The 19,984-nt window shown below is 32.6% G+C and carries 15 protein-coding genes and 1 pseudogene; 3 read left to right on the forward strand and 13 right to left on the reverse strand.

Going from position 1 to position 19,984, the window contains the following annotated elements; translation table 11 throughout:
• Nucleotides 1–24: 24 nt before the first annotated feature.
• From C7N41_RS00585 to helD, 6 genes and pseudogenes are all read right to left on the reverse strand, one after another.
• On the reverse strand, nucleotides 25–648 hold the full coding sequence (locus C7N41_RS00585; RefSeq protein ID WP_263852000.1) for a YoaK family protein: 624 nt from the start codon (nucleotides 646–648) through the stop codon (nucleotides 25–27).
• A gap of 111 nt (nucleotides 649–759) precedes the next feature.
• Nucleotides 760–1,689: a hypothetical protein gene (locus C7N41_RS00590; RefSeq protein ID WP_105963808.1), complete on the reverse strand. Its 930-nt coding sequence runs from the start codon at nucleotides 1,687–1,689 to the stop codon at nucleotides 760–762.
• 335 nt (nucleotides 1,690–2,024) lie between these two features.
• Nucleotides 2,025–2,864, reverse strand: a pseudogene (locus C7N41_RS07755) (DNA/RNA non-specific endonuclease); the annotation flags it as partial.
• Nucleotides 2,865–2,981: 117 nt separating this feature from the next.
• Nucleotides 2,982–4,529: a glutamine-hydrolyzing GMP synthase gene (gene guaA / locus C7N41_RS00600; RefSeq protein ID WP_105964069.1), complete on the reverse strand. Its 1,548-nt coding sequence runs from the start codon at nucleotides 4,527–4,529 to the stop codon at nucleotides 2,982–2,984.
• Between the two features lie 80 nt (nucleotides 4,530–4,609).
• Nucleotides 4,610–5,533, reverse strand: coding sequence for a type I pantothenate kinase (coaA, locus tag C7N41_RS00605; RefSeq protein ID WP_105963809.1), 924 nt, complete (start codon nucleotides 5,531–5,533; stop codon nucleotides 4,610–4,612).
• A 118-nt stretch (nucleotides 5,534–5,651) separates the two neighbouring features.
• Complete coding sequence (gene helD, locus C7N41_RS00610; protein WP_105963810.1) at nucleotides 5,652–7,952, reverse strand: RNA polymerase recycling motor HelD; 2,301 nt, start codon at nucleotides 7,950–7,952, stop codon at nucleotides 5,652–5,654.
• Nucleotides 7,953–8,107: 155 nt separating this feature from the next.
• On the opposite strand from helD, the gene C7N41_RS00615 reads away from it, so the two are divergent.
• The gene (locus C7N41_RS00615) at nucleotides 8,108–8,770 is read left to right on the forward strand and encodes a histidine phosphatase family protein (protein WP_105963811.1); all 663 of its coding nucleotides are present in this window, start codon (nucleotides 8,108–8,110) and stop codon (nucleotides 8,768–8,770) included.
• Between the two features lie 55 nt (nucleotides 8,771–8,825).
• Here C7N41_RS00615 and C7N41_RS00620 read toward each other — a convergent pair whose 3' ends face one another.
• The 6 genes from C7N41_RS00620 to C7N41_RS00645 form a co-directional block, all read right to left on the reverse strand.
• Nucleotides 8,826–9,767, reverse strand: coding sequence for an ABC transporter ATP-binding protein (locus C7N41_RS00620; RefSeq protein ID WP_105963812.1), 942 nt, complete (start codon nucleotides 9,765–9,767; stop codon nucleotides 8,826–8,828).
• Between the two features lie 18 nt (nucleotides 9,768–9,785).
• Nucleotides 9,786–10,832, reverse strand: coding sequence for an ABC transporter ATP-binding protein (locus C7N41_RS00625; protein WP_105963813.1), 1,047 nt, complete (start codon nucleotides 10,830–10,832; stop codon nucleotides 9,786–9,788).
• 10 nt (nucleotides 10,833–10,842) lie between these two features.
• Complete coding sequence (locus C7N41_RS00630; RefSeq protein ID WP_105963814.1) at nucleotides 10,843–11,862, reverse strand: ABC transporter permease; 1,020 nt, start codon at nucleotides 11,860–11,862, stop codon at nucleotides 10,843–10,845.
• 4 nt (nucleotides 11,863–11,866) lie between these two features.
• Nucleotides 11,867–12,796, reverse strand: a complete 930-nt coding sequence (opp3b, locus tag C7N41_RS00635; protein ID WP_105963815.1) for an oligopeptide ABC transporter permease — start codon at nucleotides 12,794–12,796, stop codon at nucleotides 11,867–11,869.
• Between the two features lie 149 nt (nucleotides 12,797–12,945).
• Nucleotides 12,946–14,574: a peptide ABC transporter substrate-binding protein gene (locus tag C7N41_RS00640; protein ID WP_105963816.1), complete on the reverse strand. Its 1,629-nt coding sequence runs from the start codon at nucleotides 14,572–14,574 to the stop codon at nucleotides 12,946–12,948.
• Nucleotides 14,575–14,741: 167 nt separating this feature from the next.
• Nucleotides 14,742–16,370, reverse strand: a complete 1,629-nt coding sequence (locus C7N41_RS00645) for a peptide ABC transporter substrate-binding protein (RefSeq protein WP_105963817.1) — start codon at nucleotides 16,368–16,370, stop codon at nucleotides 14,742–14,744.
• Between the two features lie 317 nt (nucleotides 16,371–16,687).
• On the opposite strand from C7N41_RS00645, the gene hflX reads away from it, so the two are divergent.
• The gene (gene hflX, locus C7N41_RS00650; protein WP_105963818.1) at nucleotides 16,688–17,956 is read left to right on the forward strand and encodes a GTPase HflX; all 1,269 of its coding nucleotides are present in this window, start codon (nucleotides 16,688–16,690) and stop codon (nucleotides 17,954–17,956) included.
• 42 nt (nucleotides 17,957–17,998) lie between these two features.
• Here hflX and C7N41_RS00655 read toward each other — a convergent pair whose 3' ends face one another.
• On the reverse strand, nucleotides 17,999–19,018 hold the full coding sequence (locus C7N41_RS00655; protein ID WP_404799005.1) for a YeiH family protein: 1,020 nt from the start codon (nucleotides 19,016–19,018) through the stop codon (nucleotides 17,999–18,001).
• A gap of 107 nt (nucleotides 19,019–19,125) precedes the next feature.
• Between C7N41_RS00655 and C7N41_RS00660 the strand changes: the two genes are divergently transcribed.
• Entirely contained in the window at nucleotides 19,126–19,983 is an 858-nt protein-coding gene (locus C7N41_RS00660) for a LysR family transcriptional regulator (protein WP_105963820.1), read from the forward strand.
• Nucleotide 19,984: the final 1 nt, after the last annotated feature.

Here is a 19,984-nt window from a genome sequence, read left to right on the forward strand (position 1 = left end):
AAAGCATTGTCTAAAGAACAATGCTTAAACCTTAAATTTTTGATTAGTAACTAATAAAACAATTGAAATAATAATTACATTCATGAAAATAGCATATTTATCAAAGACATTTGTTAAAAGTCCCATGATTAAAGAGCCTAAGATAAAGCAAAATAGTACTAAACAAGTATCAATTGCAATGCGTCTTGCCTTTACATTTTTAAATCTCAAGAATGAATAAAAATTATCCAATAATTTTCTTAAATTACCTGTCATCATTAAGGGATTAAACGGATTCCCATTCATTAATTTAAATTCTTGAAATTGAGCGGCAGCAGCAATCGCTAATAATCCCACAATCAGAATATCAGAAATAAAATTAGCTAAAGTTCCAACAACCACTAGCAATAATAAATCAATAATTAAAATAATCCTTTTAATATTGCGCTCTCGATAACGACTAGCTTGTAAATGTTTGATAAAAACTACTCCTAGCGCAAACATTAAAATGGAAAATAGATAACGTAATGATTGCCACCATGCTAGCTTACTTAAACTAATACCAAATAAAATAAAGTTTCCTGTTTGTAAACCAACAAAGACTTCACCATGTTGTAAAAAAGTATATGCATCAATTGCTCCAGAATTCATCGCTAACAATAACCCCACAATTGGTGCTTCGTAGATATTCTTATTAATATTTACATACTCCTTCAAAAATCAATTTATATATTATATATCATAGTATATAAATATTAATAAAAATACTAAATAGTGTTTTCAGTAAGGTAAATCGGTAATTTTAACCTTGGTTTTGGAAAAGCCATTATCAGTTAAAATGTCTTTAACCTCTTGTTTACGGCCTTCTGAATTCCGACTTAAAACTACCTCACGTAAAATATTAGGATTAATTTGCGCCAATGAAATAGGTCGATCACTAACTAATGCTGATGCATCAAAATGATTACTTTTAGGTTTTACAATCACATAGCGGATTTCTTCTTCTTGCCATAAAATTTGGCGTTTAAAACATAATGATAATAAGAATAATGAACTTAAACATCTTTTACGAATATCAATGGCCACCGAATTCCAGACTCCTCTTAGGCCACGATAAGCATCGAGCCATTCTTTAATAATAGGCATGATAAAAGCTTTATGCGTCTTTTGATTATATTCAACTTTTAATGGAAATACATACCCATAACCTTCTCCCATATGTTGAAAATCAGGCGAAGTGTATTGAGCAGATAATTTTTGTTGAATCTTTTGACTATCAAAGCCTAATGCCACATCCCCATAATTACCTAAGGCTTGCGAATTACGATTAGGTGAAAAGCTCCAAACATAACTATCAAAATTGTTATGTTGATAATCATTAATGAATGCATCAATTTCTGCTTTGGTAGCATCTAACTGCTTTAAATATTCAATCGCAACTCGATAAGTATAACGAACTTCAAGCGGATCATTCATCGAATGAATATAACCAACGTAGAATAACTTGGTTTGTACAATGTTTTTTAAAGCACTAATGCTCGTGTAATGATAAATTTCACCAATATCATGGGCATTAATATAAAATCGTTTGTAAATAATATCATGTGAATGGGTTCGATAATCGGACTGCTCATCAGTGATAGAATTTAACGCTGACTTGCCATATTGATTTAATGAATCATAAATCTTGTGGAATTCTGCTGGCGTCATGCTTAAATTCATCTCCTCATACCAAAGATTTACATTAATTATATAACAACAAAAAAGCATCGTCTAAAGAGACAATGCTAATTTTAAAAATTTAATTTATCAATTAATAATATTTAAAATAAATGATGACGTCTATGATATCCATAATAATGACGATGATATGGACGATGATATGGATGATAATAATGGCGTTCATATTTTCTTTGATAGTGACGCTTAATATAGTGATGAGCTGCTCCAGCAATCATGGCATCCCTAACATAATGATGGCGATGATAGTGTTCACCATTATAGTTACGATGTTCACTAAAACTAGGTGCCCCTGCTGGCGTTGGTACATTCATATTATGGTCAATCTTAGAAGTTCCATCCGCATAGTTAAATTTAACGCCTGGTTGCACATTATATAAATATACATTGAAATTTAAAGTATTATCGGTTGATAATGCTTGCAAATGAACTCCACGTGCCATTAAGTCACTGCCTTTAAAGACGGGTGTAACTTGATAAATGACCTTCTTACCAGCACGTAAAGCATCACGCACCTTACTTTCGTAAATGGTTTGTACTTTTTGATTACTAAAAGCAGTTTGTGTAAATAAATTCTTTAAATTGTTTTGATCACCTGATTGTAAATTAGGTTCATAATTACCATTTACACTAATACCTTTAGATAAACTGTAAGCAATCTCATGACCACGATTAATGATGGCTTCACGATTGATAAACTTTTGATGCCAACCGGTTGGTTTAACATCTTGAGTAGAACGTAAACTATCATTAGCAACGTTTCGTGATTCTAAATAAGCTGTGTTGCCAGCTGAAGTTCGATTCAAATTATCTAAATTACTGTAAATAACATGGTTGTATTTCCAATCAGTTGTCTTTAAATTGGCATGGTCATTATTTACATAAGTAAAGGCTTGTTCACCAGAAGTATAATTTAAATCATCTAGTTTATTATCACTTTGAACATGTTTTTCAGTATCCTTAGCCTGCTTTTTAGCAACATGTTTATCACTATGTGATGAACTATGATCACTACTTTGTAAACTAGAGCTTGGTTCTGAGCTTGAATTACTATTCTTTTTTGAGGAATCTTTGCCACCCATACAACTACCTAATAAGGCTAGTAGTAAAAGGGTAACAATTCCTCCAGTTAATATTTTTTTCATGTTATCTCCTATGAATTATGTAATATATATTTTTATAATAGTTCTAAGTAATTTTTTTGGCAAACTAAAAAGGCGCTATCCACAAATGGATAACGCCTTTTAACTAGGAATAAATCATTATTCCCATTCAATTGTCGAAGGTGGCTTACTAGTAATGTCATACACTACTCGGTTAATACCATCAACTTCGTTTGCAATCTTAGTTGAAATTTTTGATAAAACATCCCATGGAATTTGTGCAAAGTCAGCAGTCATTCCATCGATTGAGTTCACTGCACGAATTGCAATGGTGTAGTCATAAGTTCTTTCATCACCCATGACACCCACACTTTTGAATCCAGGTAAGACCGTGAAGTATTGCCAGATTTCAGTATCAAGGCCTGCTTTAGCGATTTCTTTACGTAAAATAAAGTCACTATCACGCACGATCCGTAATTTTTCTTGAGTGATTTCACCAATGACACGAATACCTAGACCAGGACCTGGGAATGGTTGACGCCATACCAAGTTAGCTGGCATCCCCATTTCTTCACCTAAGTGTCTAGTTTCATCCTTGAATAATGAACGCACTGGTTCAATTAATTCAAAATGCATGTCTTCTGGAAGTCCACCCACATTGTGATGAGATTTAATGGTTTGAGCAGTATCAGTACCACTTTCAATCACATCAGTGTATAGAGTTCCTTGTGCTAAGAAGTCAATGTCTTTTAGCTTACGAGCTTCATCATTGAACACTTCGATAAATTCTTTACCGATAATCTTACGTTTTTGTTCAGGATCAGAAACACCCTTCAACTTACCTAAGAAACGATCACTTGCATCCACTTGGATGATATTCAAGCCAAATTTACCTTTTAGACTATCCATAACTTCTTCAACTTCGTTCTTACGTAGTAAACCATGGTCTACGAAGATACAAGTTAATTGGTCACCAATTGCCTTGTGTAATAAAACTCCGGTTACACTTGAATCGACCCCACCGGATAGACCAAGGATAACTTTCTTGTCGCCGACTTCTTCTCTAATTTGTTTAATCTTTAAGTCAACAAAATCATTCATTGACCAGTTTGCTTCTGCGCCACAAACGTTAAACACGAAGTTCTTTAAGATGTCAGTACCATATTTGGTATTTCTAACTTCAGCATGGAATTGAATTCCATAGAACTTTCTAGCGGTATCTTGCATTGCAGTAATGGGACAACCTTTTGCGGAAGCCACATTTTCAAAGCCATTTGGAACCTTTCTAACAAGGTCTCCATGACTCATCCAAACTGGTTGATTTTTAGGTAAGCCCTTAAATAAATCAGCATCGTCAGTCGTAATGTCGATATCAGCATGTCCATATTGGCCATGATCTTCTCCATCAACTTTTCCACCGCCTAGGTCATATGCCATTAATTGCATTCCATAGCAAATTCCTAGGATTGGAATATTCATTTCAAAAATTTTAGGGTCAACTTTCAAGGCGTCATCAGCATAAACACTGTTAGGTCCACCAGAGAAGATAATTCCCTTAGGGTTAAAAGCTTTAATCTCTTCGATTGACATATTGTGAGACTTCAACTCGGAATATACACCAAAATCACGAATACGACGGGTGATTAGTTGGTTGTATTGACTACCGAAATCAAGCACCAAAATTTTATCAAATGAAGATAGGTCCATTTCAGCCAAACCATCCACGCTCCTTTTCTAAATTGCTTTTAATCATACCGAGAAGATAGGAATGTGTCAAATTTTACCAGTTAGTATTTCCTTAATAAAATATTGTCAATGCGGTGTTCTTCACCTTTATGAATAATTAAATCGGCTCTAGTTTTAGTTGGTTTAATATTTTCTTCTAAGTTTGGTAAATTAATTGATTGCCAGACATCTTTCGCCATTTGCACTGCTTTATCACGATTAGAATGTGCTAATTCATAATAATGGTTAGAAGGATTTTGAAAGGCGGTATCCATTAATTTCTTAAAACGATCTAGATACCATTTTTCAATTAAGTCATCAGCCGCATCAATATAAATGGAGAAGTCAGTAAAATCACTCACATAAATTTGTTGATTACTTGGTAATTGAAGCGTATTAATTCCTTCAATAATTAAAATATCTGGACGGTCAATAATATCATAACGATTAGGAATAATATCGTAGACTTCATGTGAATAAACTGGTGCTTTCACATTTGGTTGACCGGATTTAACCTCATTTAAAAAGTTAATTAAAGCCTTCATATCATAACTTTCTGGAAAACCCTTTTGTTGCATAATTCCACGACGTTCTAGTTCTTTGGTATTATATAAAAATCCATCAGTCGTAATTAATTGCACTTTCTTTTCTGGGAAAAAGTGACTCAATAAAACTTCCAATAAACGAGCAGTCGTTGATTTACCAACGGCTACACTTCCCGAAATACCGATAATAAATGGGACTTTACGATTTTCTTTGTCTAAAAATTGTGTTTTAGTTTTTTGCCAGTCATTAAAATTTTGTGTACATAAATCCAATAAATGCACAATTGGAATATAAACATCTTTAACATCTTGCAATGAAATTTGGTCATTAAAAGCTTTGATTTGTTTTAAACTTTCTTTGGTCAATGGTACTGATTGGGTATGGTAAAAGTTTTTCCATTCATCTTTTTTAAATGTGTAATAGTTAATTGGATTTGCCAAAGCAATCCCTCCAATAAAATAAATAATTGTTTTTAATCATAACATTTCTGTATTTAGATGTAGTAAAAAAGAGCCTAACCTGCTTAGTTAAGCTCTTTTTGTTTGTTACTAATATTAATTATTGTAAATCATAAAATTTTGCAGGCACACTATCAAAAATTGGTGATAATTGTTTTTCAGCAATGATGGTTAGTTCATGCATTGCACGCGTACAGATAGTATAAACTAATTGACGATCTGCTTCGTCACCATATTGTTCAGCACTAGCATCCCACATCACTACAGAATCAAATTCTAGCCCTTTTGCAAGGTATGAAGGAATAATTAAGGTCCCAGTAGCCAAACGTTGATTTTCAGTTCTAATAAGCGTATTTTTTACATTCATTTGGTTTAATTGTTCGGATAATGATTCAGCATCAGCTAATGTTTTCACGATAATAGCGGTTGTATCATGTTTTTGCTTATCAGCATTGATTTTATCATTCAACTTATTAAGTGCTGCTTTTTGATCATCAACCACATTAATCAATGGTTTGTCCCCTTCACGAGCGAATGATTCAATTTCAACACCATCACCTAATAGATGTTTAGTAAAGTCAGTGATTTGTTCAGTTGAACGATATGATTTAGTCAATTGCACAACATTGGTCTTTTCAGGATCAAACATGGTTCCTAGTTCTTGCAATAATTTATGACTATTTTCATGGGTAAAGATAGCTTGATTCAAGTCCCCTAATAATGTGAAACGAGCACGGGGAAAGGTGAATTTCAAGAAAGCCATTTGAAAGGCCGTGTAGTCTTGCACTTCATCAATGAATAGATATCTAATATCAGTCTTGGCACGTTTACCAGAAATCTTATCAAATAGATATAGGTAAGCTGAGACATCTGAGATTGAAATATCACCCGACTTCATTTGTTCAATAGAATGATCAACACTCTTTTCCCAATCATCCTTAGTCAAATCATAATCTTTTAAGTTCACTAGATTAGGAATATTTCTTAACATGTGGACAAATTGATTATTAATTCTTAAGAAACGGGAATGAACAATTTGTTTACGAATTTTTCTAAATGCTCCAATCACAATATGTTTAGCTAAGAAATTAAATTCCTTATCAGCATTTTCAAATTCGTCTGGATGTGTTCTTTGCACGGCTTCAATTTGTTCACGAGTCAAATCTTGCACTGCTTGTTCAACCCACTGCGTTTTCATTTCTGCTTTCACACGACGATTCAACATCTTAACAAGTCGTTCTTTAGTGGCAGAAAGACGATTTCTTAAATTATAATTTTCATTAAAGCTATAGTAGATTTCAGCAATCTTTTCACGAGAAATAAAGATTTCACCATTGAACTTCAAGTTCTTAAATTTCATATCTTCAGTGTTCAAATGATTAGCATAAGCTGTAACTGCTTTAAAGTAGTCCAAACTATTCTTTAGATTATTAATCTTACGAACTTGACCATCTTCAGAATTATCTTCTTCAAAACGTTCGGATAAAGTTTCAACATTCATATGTGGAACCCGCAAACTACTATATTGATAATAAGTCATTTGCACCATATTTTGTTCCCCTAATTCAGGCAACACTTGATTAATATAATCATTAAACAATTGGTTCGGTGAAAATAAGATTACTTGACCAGAATGCAATTTCCCACGGTATTGATACAGTAAGAAAGCAATTCTTTGTAAAACAGCAGCCGTTTTACCTGAACCAGCAGCTCCCTGCACAAATAACAAGTCAGAATCAGTATCACGGATAATCTTATTTTGTTCAGCTTGAATGGTAGTAACAATACTCTTCATTTTGGTACTAGATTTACCATTTAAGTTATCTAGTAACATTTGATCCCCAACTACTTGGTCAGTATCAAAAATAGTATCAATTTCTCCATCTTTAATTTGGAATTGACGTTTTAAAGTCACATTAACTTCTTGGGATCCCATAGGAGTATTATAAGTTAATTTACCAATCTTACTATCATAGTAGATACTTGAAATAGGTGCACGCCAATCATAAATCAAATAATGATCGGGACTATCAGCAAATGAACCCAATCCAATATAGATAGTTTCCGGTTCGCCTTCGCCTGCTTCTTCAAAATCCAAACGTGCGAAGTATGGACGAGCTTCCATTTTATTTAATTTATCGTATTCTCTAGTAGCATGCTTCCAACTATTTTCACGTTCTTCAAGCATTTGTTGTTGTTGACGAATTGAAACCGAAGTTTCCATCATCCCACTATAAGTACTTGTTTTTAAACGGACATCATTATAAAAGTTTTTATTGATTGCACTTTCATCTTTTTCAGCACGGTTAATCTTCTGTGCTGCTTCAGTTTTAGCAACGCCAATTTTTCCTAAGACGTTCTTTAAATGTTTAGTTTCATATTCTCTAATTGAGTCAGCCATTTAGACATTTCCTCCATTCAAAAGTTGATTAATAATTTTAGCACAAATAATTGGCAAAATAAAATTTTTAACCTGAGGGTCATCTTTTTATTACAAAGAATTTGTATGATAAAATCAACATTGATAGAGACTTATGAAAAATAGGAGGTTTTTTTATGATTAATATTTATCTAGTACGTCATGGACAAACTTATTTAAACAAATATTTCCGTATTCAAGGATCAGCTAATGCTCCCCTAACTGTTAAAGGGGTTGCTGATGCTGTGGATGCTGGTAAAAGATTGAGTAAAATTAAATTTGACCATGCTTACTCAAGTGATATGCCACGTGCATATGATACTGGTAAATATATTTTGCAACAAAATCCTTCATCACTTGAAGAACCTATTATGGATACTGCCTTTCGTGAAGAAAACTTCGGTTACTTCGAAGGAAATGACAGTGAACAAGCTTGGCACCAAATTGGTGGCCCTAAAGGTATGGATAGCTATGGTGAAATGATTGATAAATTAGGTATGGGTGGTACTGCTGATCTAATCGCTGAAGCTGATCCTTATGGTGATGCCGAAACTGATAGTGATATCCGTGCTCGTTTCATGCCTGGATTAAAGAAAGCAATTCAAAATGCTAAAGATGGCGAAAATGTTTTAATTGCTGCTCATGGTACTATCATTAGATGGGCAATTGACCAATTTGCTGATAGCAGCATTGATGTCTCTGAATCAATTTTAAATGGTAGTGTTTCTAAGTTAACTGCTGAACCAGATGGCACAAATATTAAAGTTCAATACTACAATCGTACTGACGAAAACGTATAATAAAAGTAATAAAAAGAACCGTTATCAAATTGATAACGGTTCTTTTTGTGTCTAATTATTTTTTCAAGCGTTCTTTATACATATCAATTTCATCTTCAGATGCACGAACATAATGACGAGGTGCAATTTCAACTAGTTTGCGATTCTTCCCATCATCTTCTTTACTTGCATCATAATCAAATGTTTGACGACTACGTTCATATTCTGGATCAGGAACTGGAACTGCTGATAATAGACTTCTTGTATAATCGTGTAATGGATTAGCATACAATTCATCAGCGTCCGCAATTTCTAACATACGACCATAATGCATAACACCAATTCGATCACTAATGTACTTAACCATTGATAAATCATGAGCGATGAATAAGTAAGTTAATTTACGTTTCTTTTGTAAATCTTTTAATAAGTTAACCACTTGGGCTTGGATTGAAACATCCAATGCAGAAATAGGTTCATCAGCGATAATAAACTTAGGCTTGACCGCTAAAGCACGAGCAATTCCGATACGTTGTCTTTGTCCACCTGAGAATTCATGTGGATAACGGTTAGCGTGTTCTTTATTCAAACCAACCGTCTCAAGTAAGTCTTCAACTTGATGTTTACGATCTTCTTTATCCTTAGCTAAATGATTAATATCAATTCCTTCAGCTACAATATCTTCAACCTTCATACGAGGGTTTAAAGAAGCATATGGATCTTGGAAGATTGTTTGAATATCACTTCTAAATTGTTGCTTTTGTGCTTTATGTCTTAACTTGGAAACATCTTTGCCATCAAAGATAATTTTTCCAGCAGTTGGTTCATACAAATGACTAATGGCACGACCAGTAGTGGTTTTACCAGAACCAGATTCACCAACTAGACCAAAAGTTTCACCCTTATAAACATCGAATGAAATGTCATCAACCGCTTTTACTTCATCTCCTTTACCAACATTAAAGTATTGTTTTAATCCTTCAACTTCTAGAATTTTAGGAGCATTTTCTTCTAACATGATTTCACCACCTAATTATTAATTATTATGTGTTGCTTTAAAGTGTTCTTGACGCTTAACAATGTCAGCTGGTGGTGTGACCTTTGGTGCACGATCATCTAATAACCAGGTTGCTGCATAGTGAGTATTGGAAACTTTAAAGAATGGTGGTTGTTTTAATGTATCAATCTTAAGTGCATACTTATTCCTAGCAGCAAAGGCATCCCCAACCGGTGGATCCAACAAATCAGGAGGTGTTCCTGGAATTGATGGTAATACATCGACATCAGTATCAAGGGTAGGCATTGAACCTAATAGTCCCCAAGTATATGGATGTTTAGCATTGTAGAAAATTTCATCAACAGTTCCATATTCAACAATTTTACCAGCATACATAACTGCGACACGATCAGCCATTCCTGCAACTACACCCAAATCATGAGTGATAAAGATAATTGAAGTATTAATCTTAGTTTGTAGTTCCTTCATTAAATGAAGAATCTTAGCTTGGATTGTAACATCCAAGGCAGTGGTTGGTTCATCGGCAATCAATACTTGTGGATAGTTAACCAAGGCAATTGCGATAACAATTCTTTGTCTCATCCCACCAGAAAATTGATATGGATAATCATTGATTCTTTCTTTGGCGTTGGTAATACCAACTAATTTCATAATTTCTAAAGCTTTTTCCATGGCTTTTTCTTTACTCATTCCTTGATGAACACGTAAAGGTTCAGCAACTTGCTTACCAACTTTCATGGTTGGATCCAATGAAGTCATTGGGTCTTGGAAAATTTCAGCAATGCTTTTACCACGAAGTTTACTTAATTGTTTTTCATTTTTATCTAAAATTTCTTCATCTTTAAACTTAATGCTACCGCCGGCAATTTCAGCGTTAGGTGCATTCAAACCCATAATGCTACGAGTAGTAACTGATTTACCAGAACCGGATTCACCCACAATTGCTAAGGTTTCACCTTTCTTCAAATCAAAACTAATGTCACGAATGGCTTGAACTTTACCTGCATAAGTTTTGAAATTAATTGTTAAATTTCTAACTTCTAGGATATCATCTTTGTTTTCCATTCTATGTCACCTACTCTCTTGATTTTGGATCAAATGCATCACGCAATCCATCACCTAAAATGTTAAATGCAATCATTAATACTGATAGCACAACTGCGGGAACCCACATTTGATATGGTAAGAATTGGAATGATTTTTGACCATTACTAATTAAAGTACCTAATGAAGCAGCTGGAGCTGGAACCCCAATTCCAATAAATGATAGGAATGCTTCGAAGAAAATTGCACTTGGAATAGTAAACATAGTATTAATGATAATAACACTAGTTAAGTTAGGTAATAGATGCTTAAATGAAATCTTAATTGAACTTTCACCTAATGATCTAGCAGCTAGCACAAATTCTTGGTTCTTTAATTCCAGTGTTTGTGCACGCACTAAACGTGCCATATTAATCCAACTAGTAAAGGCAATCGCAATAATAATAGCAGGAATACCTGGTTTTAAGATTAATAATAGTAGAATCATAACAACTAAGTTAGGAATTGATAGCATAATTTCAATAATTCTTTGCATTACAGTATCAACTTTTCCGCCTTTCCAGCCGGAAATAATTCCGTAAGCAACTCCAATAGTTAAATCAAAGAAAGTTGCTACCACTGCAATAATCAATGAAATTCTAGTACCATATAATGTTCTAGCTAATAAGTCACGACCTAAGTAGTCACTACCAAACCAGAAGTAATGATTAGCAGCAGCACCGGTATAAGCATTAACTCTTTGTCCACCTTGAACTAAAGTTCCGTTAAATCCGGGAATATCAATTCCAGGAATACGTGGTGGTAAATTATTAAGATTTGGATTAGTTGAAACATTATTCATTGATGGAATTAAAGCTGAACCAAAAGCCACCACAAATAATAAAATTAAAATAACTAATGAAATCATTGCAGCTTTATTTTTCTTTAAACGACGCCAAGAATCTTTTAAGAAAGTTAACGAAGGAGCAGCAATTTTTTCATTATCTAAATGCGAACCATCTGAAAGGGGTTCAAACGCATCTTTTGGTAATTCTTGTTGTTTATCTGCCATATCTTTAACCTCTCTTTCCTGTAATTCTGATTCTTGGATCAATTAATCCATAAATAATATCAGTTATTAGTAGTACCACACATAACATAAAGCAGTACATAATAGTTAATCCCATAATAGTTGGGTAATCGTTAGTTACAACTGAGTTAACAAATTGTTCACCAATACCAGGAATAGCAAAGATGTTTTCAACAACAAGTGAACCAGTCATAATGTTAACAGCTAGTGGTCCAACAATTGTTACTAATGGAATCAAACTATTTCTTAAAGCATGATGGTAAATAATACCGAATTTACTTAAACCTTTAGCACGAGCTAATTCAATGTAATCGGCACTTAAAACATCAACCATTTCAGTTCTAACAAACCGAGCAGATTCAGCAAATGGCATTGCCGCTAACGCTAGCGTTGGCAGAATCGTATAAGCAAATCCACTCCAACCGGCAATTGGTAGCCAACCCCATTTCAATGCAACAAAATATTGTAATAAGATTGAAAGCACGAAAGAAGGAATTGAAATTCCCAAAATGGAAACAATGGTAGTTGTTGTGTCAACCCATGTTCCCTTTTTAATGGCTCCTAATGATCCAACGACAATTCCTGCCAAAACCCCTACAATAATTGCTTGTAGACCTAATAATAATGATGGTCCAACACGACTAGAAATTAAGTAAGAAACCTGTTGATCACTAAATTGAAATGATGTTCCAAAATTACCATGTACAGCATTAACAATATAACTAATATATTGTTGCCATACTGGTTTATTTAAACCATATTGTTGTAAAACCATATTTCTTTCTGAAGGCGATAACTTCGCTTCATTAGTCAATGGTGTCCCTGGCATTATCTTCATAAGGAAGAAAGTAACTGTCGTTACAATAAATAATGTCAAGATTAAATAAAATATTCGTTTTGCCAGATATCTTACCATAATGACTCCTCACAATCTTTTTTAGTTTTTATACTAAACTATGTTTAATATGTACGGAAAAAATTAAACACCTGCCATAAATACAGTAAGCATTTAACTTATCCCCTATTATAGTCTATCTATTGATAATATCTCAAATAACTTGTGTACTATTTATTTGATAAAGTTATATTTCTAAGATTATATGGTGATCCTGTTGGGAAAAATTGGATTCCTTTAACCCTTGGTTTGATAACAATTGGTTGTACTTGGTGATAGATAGGAATAATTCCTTGATCTGACATCAATAGTTTTTCAGCTTTGACAAGATCATCCCAACGTTTTCCTGCATTGTTAGAATCCTTACCTTCAGCATTTTGTAATAAGGTATCGTATTCTTTATTACTCCATTTACCATTATTGTATGCACTATCGCTTGTAAATAGTGATAGATATGAAACTGGATCTGGGAAATCAGCTCCCCAAGCACTCACTACCATGTCAAATTGACCATTTTGTGAACGGCTTAATCTTGACTTAAATGGAATATTTTGTGCAGTGACTTTTAAGTTAGGTAGTTTTTCCAAAGCTGTTTGTAGGTATTCAGTAGTACTCTTACCTGCAGCAGTATCATCAGATAGCATTGAAACATTAACTGATTTCTTACCAGTTTCTTTTAGACCTTTAGCCCATAATTTCTTAGCTTCAGCTAAATTGTAACTAACGCCTTCTTTAGTTCCTGCATCATCAGTAAAGTCTTTCCCATTACGTTTAGACATGCCTGGTGAAACATAGCCAACTGCTGGTTTTGATCCATCACCTAAAACATCTTGGGTAAATTGTTTACGGTCAACGGCTAATGAAATAGCTTTTCTAATGTTAGCATTCTTGAATACTGGATTTGTCTTTTCATTCATTTCAATATAGAAAGTTGATGCAACATTATTATTATGCAATTCTTTATTATTCTTAAATTCACCAACTTGTTGTTTTCCAGAAAGTGTATCAACGTCTAAACCACCCGTTTGATATTGATTCAAAGCGGTATTAGGATCTTTTTGCACGTTGAATTTAACACCATCAAATTTAATACTCTTAGCATTCCAATAGTCATTGTTCTTAACTAATTTCCAACTATCATTAGTACCGGTCCATCCAGTAACTTTAAATGGTCCATTGTAAATCATATTGTTACTATTAGTTCCATATGAATTACCATATTTATTAACCACAGATTCACTTTGTGGATAGAAAGGATACATTGCTACTAAGTATTTAAAGTAGGTTTGAGGTTTTGTTAAATTAACAACTAGCTTATAATCACCATCTGCTTTAACACCTAAAGAAGAAAGTGGTGCTTTGTTTTTACCAATTTCGGTCGCATTTTGAACATGATCGAATAAGTATGAATATTGAGAAGCAGTTTTTGGATTTACTGTACGTTGCCAGCCATATACAAAGTCCTTAGCAGTAACTGGTTTCCCATTACTCCATTTAGAATGTCTAAGATTAAATGTATAGGTCTTACCATCCTTAGAAACTTTATAACTTTCTGCAACTCCTGGCTTAACTGTATTGTTTTCACCAGACATTAATAATCCTTCATTACTATTATTTAATGTACCAGCAGCAGTAACGTCAGTAGCCTTTGATGCATCCAAAGTAGTTAAATTAGAACTTTGTTGCCATTGTACTAATTTACTGTTTGATTCTTTACCGCTATTATTACCGCAAGCGGCTAGCAGGAATGCTGACGCTGCTCCAACAGCACCAACTTCCAACATTGATTTTAACTTCATAATATTCTTACCCCCAATTACATATACCTATCGCGAAATAGATTAAACTTCTTTTAAAAGGATTAATGAAATATTAACATTACTTTATAATTAAAAGCAAGACATTTTCTAATTTAATTTTAATTTTAATGTAACTTTTGTAAAACAGTGTGACATAATGTCACATATTAATGTTGATTATTATTTATACGAATATTTCTAAGGTCATATGGTGAACCTGTTGGGAAGAATTGAACACCACTGATTCTTGGCTTAATGGCAATAGGTCTAACTTGGTAATAAATTGGAATAATTCCTTGCTCACTCATTAAAGTCTTTTCAGCATTAACTAAATCATTCCAACGTTTATTAGAATTATTAGCGTCAGTACCTTCTGCTTTATTAATTAATGAATCATATTTAGCATTACTCCACTTTCCATTATTATATGTACCATTACTTGTAAATAATGATAAGAAAGAAATTGGGTCTGGAAAGTCTGCTACCCAAGAGTTAATAACCATATCAAAGTCACCGCTTTGTGCACGAGTAAGTTTTGATTTAGATGGTACATTTTGTGATGAAACGTTTAATCCTGGTAATTTTTCTAATGAAGTCTGCAAAAATTCAGTAGTAGATTTACCATTATCTGTATCATCGGCAAGAAGACTAATATTAACTGAGCTTTTACCAATTTCTTTTAGTCCTTTATTCCATAACTTCTTGGCATCATTTAAATTATAAGAAACACCAGTTTTAGTACCAGCATCTTGAATAAATGTTTTACCATTATGTTTAGGCATTCCTGGTGAAACATAACCTTGAGCTGGTTTTGATCCATCACCTAAAGTACTCTTAGTAAATTGATCACGATCAATAGCCAACGAAATGGCTTTTCTAATATTTATATTTTTAAAGACAGAATTATTTTTCTGATTCATTTCGATATAAAATGGCGCCGCCATATCTACATTATGTAATTCTTTAGAATGTTTAAATTCTCCGACTTGTTGTTTACCGACAAGATTTGTTAAATCTAAAGCACCGGTGGAATATTGATTTAAATCAGTATTAGAATCTTTTTGTACATTAAACTTAACACCATTAAATTTAATATTTTTAGCATTCCAATAATTATTATTTTTAATCAATTTCCAACTGTCGTTAGTACCAGTCCAACCTGTAACCTTAAATGGACCATTGTAAAGCATGTCATCACTGTTAGTACCATATGATTGTCCATACTTATTAACGGTTTCCTTACTTTGTGGATAGAATGGTGCCATTGCTACTAAGTATTTAAAATATGATTGTGGCTTAGTTAAGCTCACTATTAGTTTATAATTACCATCTGCTTTAACCCCTAGTGAAGATAATGAAGCTTTATTTTCACCAATTTGGCTAGCATTTTTTATATGATCAAATAAATATGAATATTGAGAAGCTGTTTTTGGATTAACCGTTCGTTGCCAAGCATATACAAAATTATTAGCAGTTACTGGTTTTCCGTTACTCCATTTAGAATGGCGTAAATTAAAGGTATAAGTTTTACCGTCTGGAGAAACTTGATAACTTTTAGCAACTCCTGGTTTCACTGTGTTATTTTTTGCAGCCATTAATAGGCCCTCATTACTATTATTTAAAGTCCCAAAAGAAACGTTATCGGTAGCTTTGGAAGCATCCAAGGTAGTTAAATTGGTTGGTTGTTGCCATTGCACTAATTTACTACTTGATTGTTGTTTATTACCACATGCTGAAAGTAAACATAACGATGAAACACTGACAGCACCAGCCATGATAGCTGATTTTATCTTCATAATTAATTACCCCCAATATAACTATATCTATATAAATTAATTTTTATAGATACATTAATAAAATGTTAACACTGCTTTATAATCCAAAGCAATAACTTTTATAATATTATTTTAATTTTATGCAAAAAATAGCGGCTACATGTAATATCTTATTACAAATGCCCTATTTTCAACCAAAGAATTTGGTTATAAATCATTAAAACGGCTAATTAATATTATTATTAAAAAATAAATTCTCATATTTTTATAATTTGTCATAAATAAATTAATTCAAGAATAGAAATGTTATAATATAGCAAATCAAGGAGGATGATCGAGTGGATAACAAGCAAACAACCGCAATCACAATCGGATTAAATTTAGATAATGAAGAATTCGATTATTCAATGGATGAACTAACAGCACTAGCAAATGCTAATAATATTGAGGTACTTTCTACATTAGTACAAAAATTAGACCATCCCGATTCAGCAACCTATTTTGGTAAAGGAAAAGTTGAGGAATTAGCAACTGATATTATTGATTACGATGCCGATATGATCATCGTTAATGACGAACTTTCACCTAGTCAATTAAGAAATTTAGAAAAGAAAACTAATACTAAAGTTATTGATCGTACTGGATTAATTTTAGAAATATTTGGTACTCGTGCTCAAACTCATGAAGCCAAACTACAAGTTCAATTAGCCAAATTAGAATACCAATTACCTAGATTGCACACTAGTGCCAGCCAACGCCTAGATCAACAAGGTGGCGGTGGTTTTGCCAACCGTGGTTCTGGTGAATCACAAATTGAATTAAACCGTCGTGCGATTGAAAGAGACGTTACTCATATTAAAAATGAGTTAAAAGCAATTCAAAAATCAGACAAAACACAACGTAAACAACGTGATTCAACTAATATTCCAACCGTTGCTTTAGTCGGATATACTAATGCTGGTAAATCAACTATTATGAATCAACTAGTTGGTCGTTACGGTGAAAATGTTGATAAACAAGTAATGGTTAAAAATATGCTATTTGCTACTTTAAATACAAGTGTCAGAAAAATAACCTTCCCAGATAATAAGGATATGTTGCTTTCCGATACTGTTGGTTTTGTTAGTAAGTTACCCCATCAATTAGTTCAGGCCTTTCGTTCTACTTTATCAGAAGCTGCTAACGCTGATTTATTGATTCAAGTAGTTGATGAATCTGATGAAAATAAAGAATTAATGATGGATACTACTATGAAGACTTTAAAAGAAATTGGTGTTGAAAACGTTCCAATGATTACAGTCTTCAATAAAGCTGACTTAGCTAATGAAAAACGTCCAGAACATGTAGGTGAAGATTTAATCATCTCAGCTAATGAAGATGATTCTATCGATGAATTAGTCAAAATAATTAAAAAGAACAGTTATTCTAATTATGCTGTTGCTGAATTCATAGTGCCATTTGATAAGGGTGAAATTATTAATTATTTAAATAATAATGCAAATGTATTGGCAACCGACTATCTTGCTGAAGGAACTAAAATTAAAGCTGAACTTCCAGCTTCACAAATGGACAGATTTAAAGATTATATTATTAAAAATGAAGATTAAAAAAATGCCGCTAAATAATTAGCGGCATTTTTATTTATTATTTTAAAAGAATATTTTACTAACAATAATGACAAATACTAATAAAATAACTGAACTTGTAAATGAAGCAACTAATGGCTTAACTCCACGGTTAAGTAAAACCTTAAAGTTAACGGTCATCCCTAATGCTGCCATAGCCATTCCTAAGAAAATATAAGCGGCATTTACTAAGATGGACAATAAGCCCGCACTAAAATGAGCATATGTCCCAATAATACTAGTTAGAATAAATCCGGCCATAAACCATGGAATTGGTAGTTTGCGTTTACCGCTAACTTCACCATTAGTAGTAGTTTTTTGATACCAGATTCCAATAATTAATGCAGCTGGTGCTAACATTAGTACTCGCGATAGCTTAGTGATAATTGCAATGTTTAAAGCAACTGGGCCATCAGAACTACCAGTTGCCACTGCATGCGCAATTTCATGTAAAGAGCCACCCGCCATCACACCAAATTGATCTGGTGCCATGTGTAATAATGGTTTAATGGCAATTTCAATTAAAGTAAAGACTGTTCCCATAATGGCAACAATAGCGACTGCAAGGACTTGATCTTCTTCTTTTTGTGCTTGTTTGTCTGAACTAACTTTAATTTGTGGTGAAATTCCCATAACCGCAGCAGCTCCACAAATACCTGTTCCACTAGCAGTTAAAATGGATAGCTCCTTATTCACCCCTAATTTACGATTAAGTAAATAAGTTCCAGTAATTGTTCCTAAGACTACTAAAATTGCTAATAAAATGGTTTTAATTCCTGAAGACATTAAAGTATTAAGGTTTAATTTAAAACCTAACAAAATAATTCCTAAACGTAGAAATTTATTAGAAATAAATCCAGCTTCAGCTTTTAACCCCCTAGTAATTTTAGGTTGAACTTGTAATAACATTCCAAAAATAAGTGCTAAAACCAATGAACCAATAATATTTAAATATGGCATGCCAGCTAAATATGTACCAATCATTGTACAAATAAATGTAATAATAATGGTTACCCAAAATTTAGGTGTAAATATAATTTTCAATCTAATTTCCCCCCTATTAACTTATGTTTTAAGTATATCGGTGTGTTAATATAAAATAAAATTATCATTTTTAATTATGATATTAATAATACTTATAAGGAAGAATCATGTTAGATCAACGATATATTACTTTTCAAATTTTATCTAAAACTAAATCGTACACAAAGACTGCAGAAAAATTGTTCATTACTCAGCCAGCAGTCACTCAACAAATTAAGAGTTTGGAAAATGAATTAAATTTAAAATTAGTTAATTATCAACAACCATTGTTACAAATTACTAAAGATGGCCAAAAATTGGCTGAATTTATTAATAATATTAATGTACAGAGTAATAAGTTCATTCATCAACTAAAAGAAACACCTAAAAAACGTAAATTAGTTTTTGGATCAACTAGATCTGTAGCAATTTTTATGACCCCCAATATAATTAAGAAATTGGAAAATCAATTTCACAATATTGAATGTGTTGTTACTAATACCAATGAAATATTAAAAATGATTGATAATGGTAAATTAGATTTTGCAATTTTAGAAGGTAATTTTAATAAACAAAAATATAGTTATCATGTTATTAAAGATGAACAATTTATTTGTGTTGCTGGGATTGATAATCCGCTAGCCAGTAATAAAACATTTAAGATTCAAGAACTATTAAAACAAAATTTATTGTTAAGAGAAATGGGGTCTGGTACTCGTTTCATCTTTGCCAACTGGTTGGAATCTTTAAACATTACCGAAAACGATTTTAATAAAGTAATTAATGTAAACGAACCCACTGTTATTAATAACCTATTACAAAATAATTTAGGTATTTCATTTATGTATAAGTCATTAGCTGAAAAAGAAATTAATGCTGGTCATTTAAAAGAAATTAAAATTAAAGGTTTAGATATTGTTAGACCCATTAACTTAGTTGCCTTAAAAAATAACTACTTTAATGAGCTAGTCAATTTAATAGAATAAA

Source organism: Apilactobacillus micheneri (assembly GCF_002993975.1).
Taxonomy (GTDB): Bacteria; Bacillota; Bacilli; order Lactobacillales; family Lactobacillaceae; genus Apilactobacillus; species Apilactobacillus micheneri.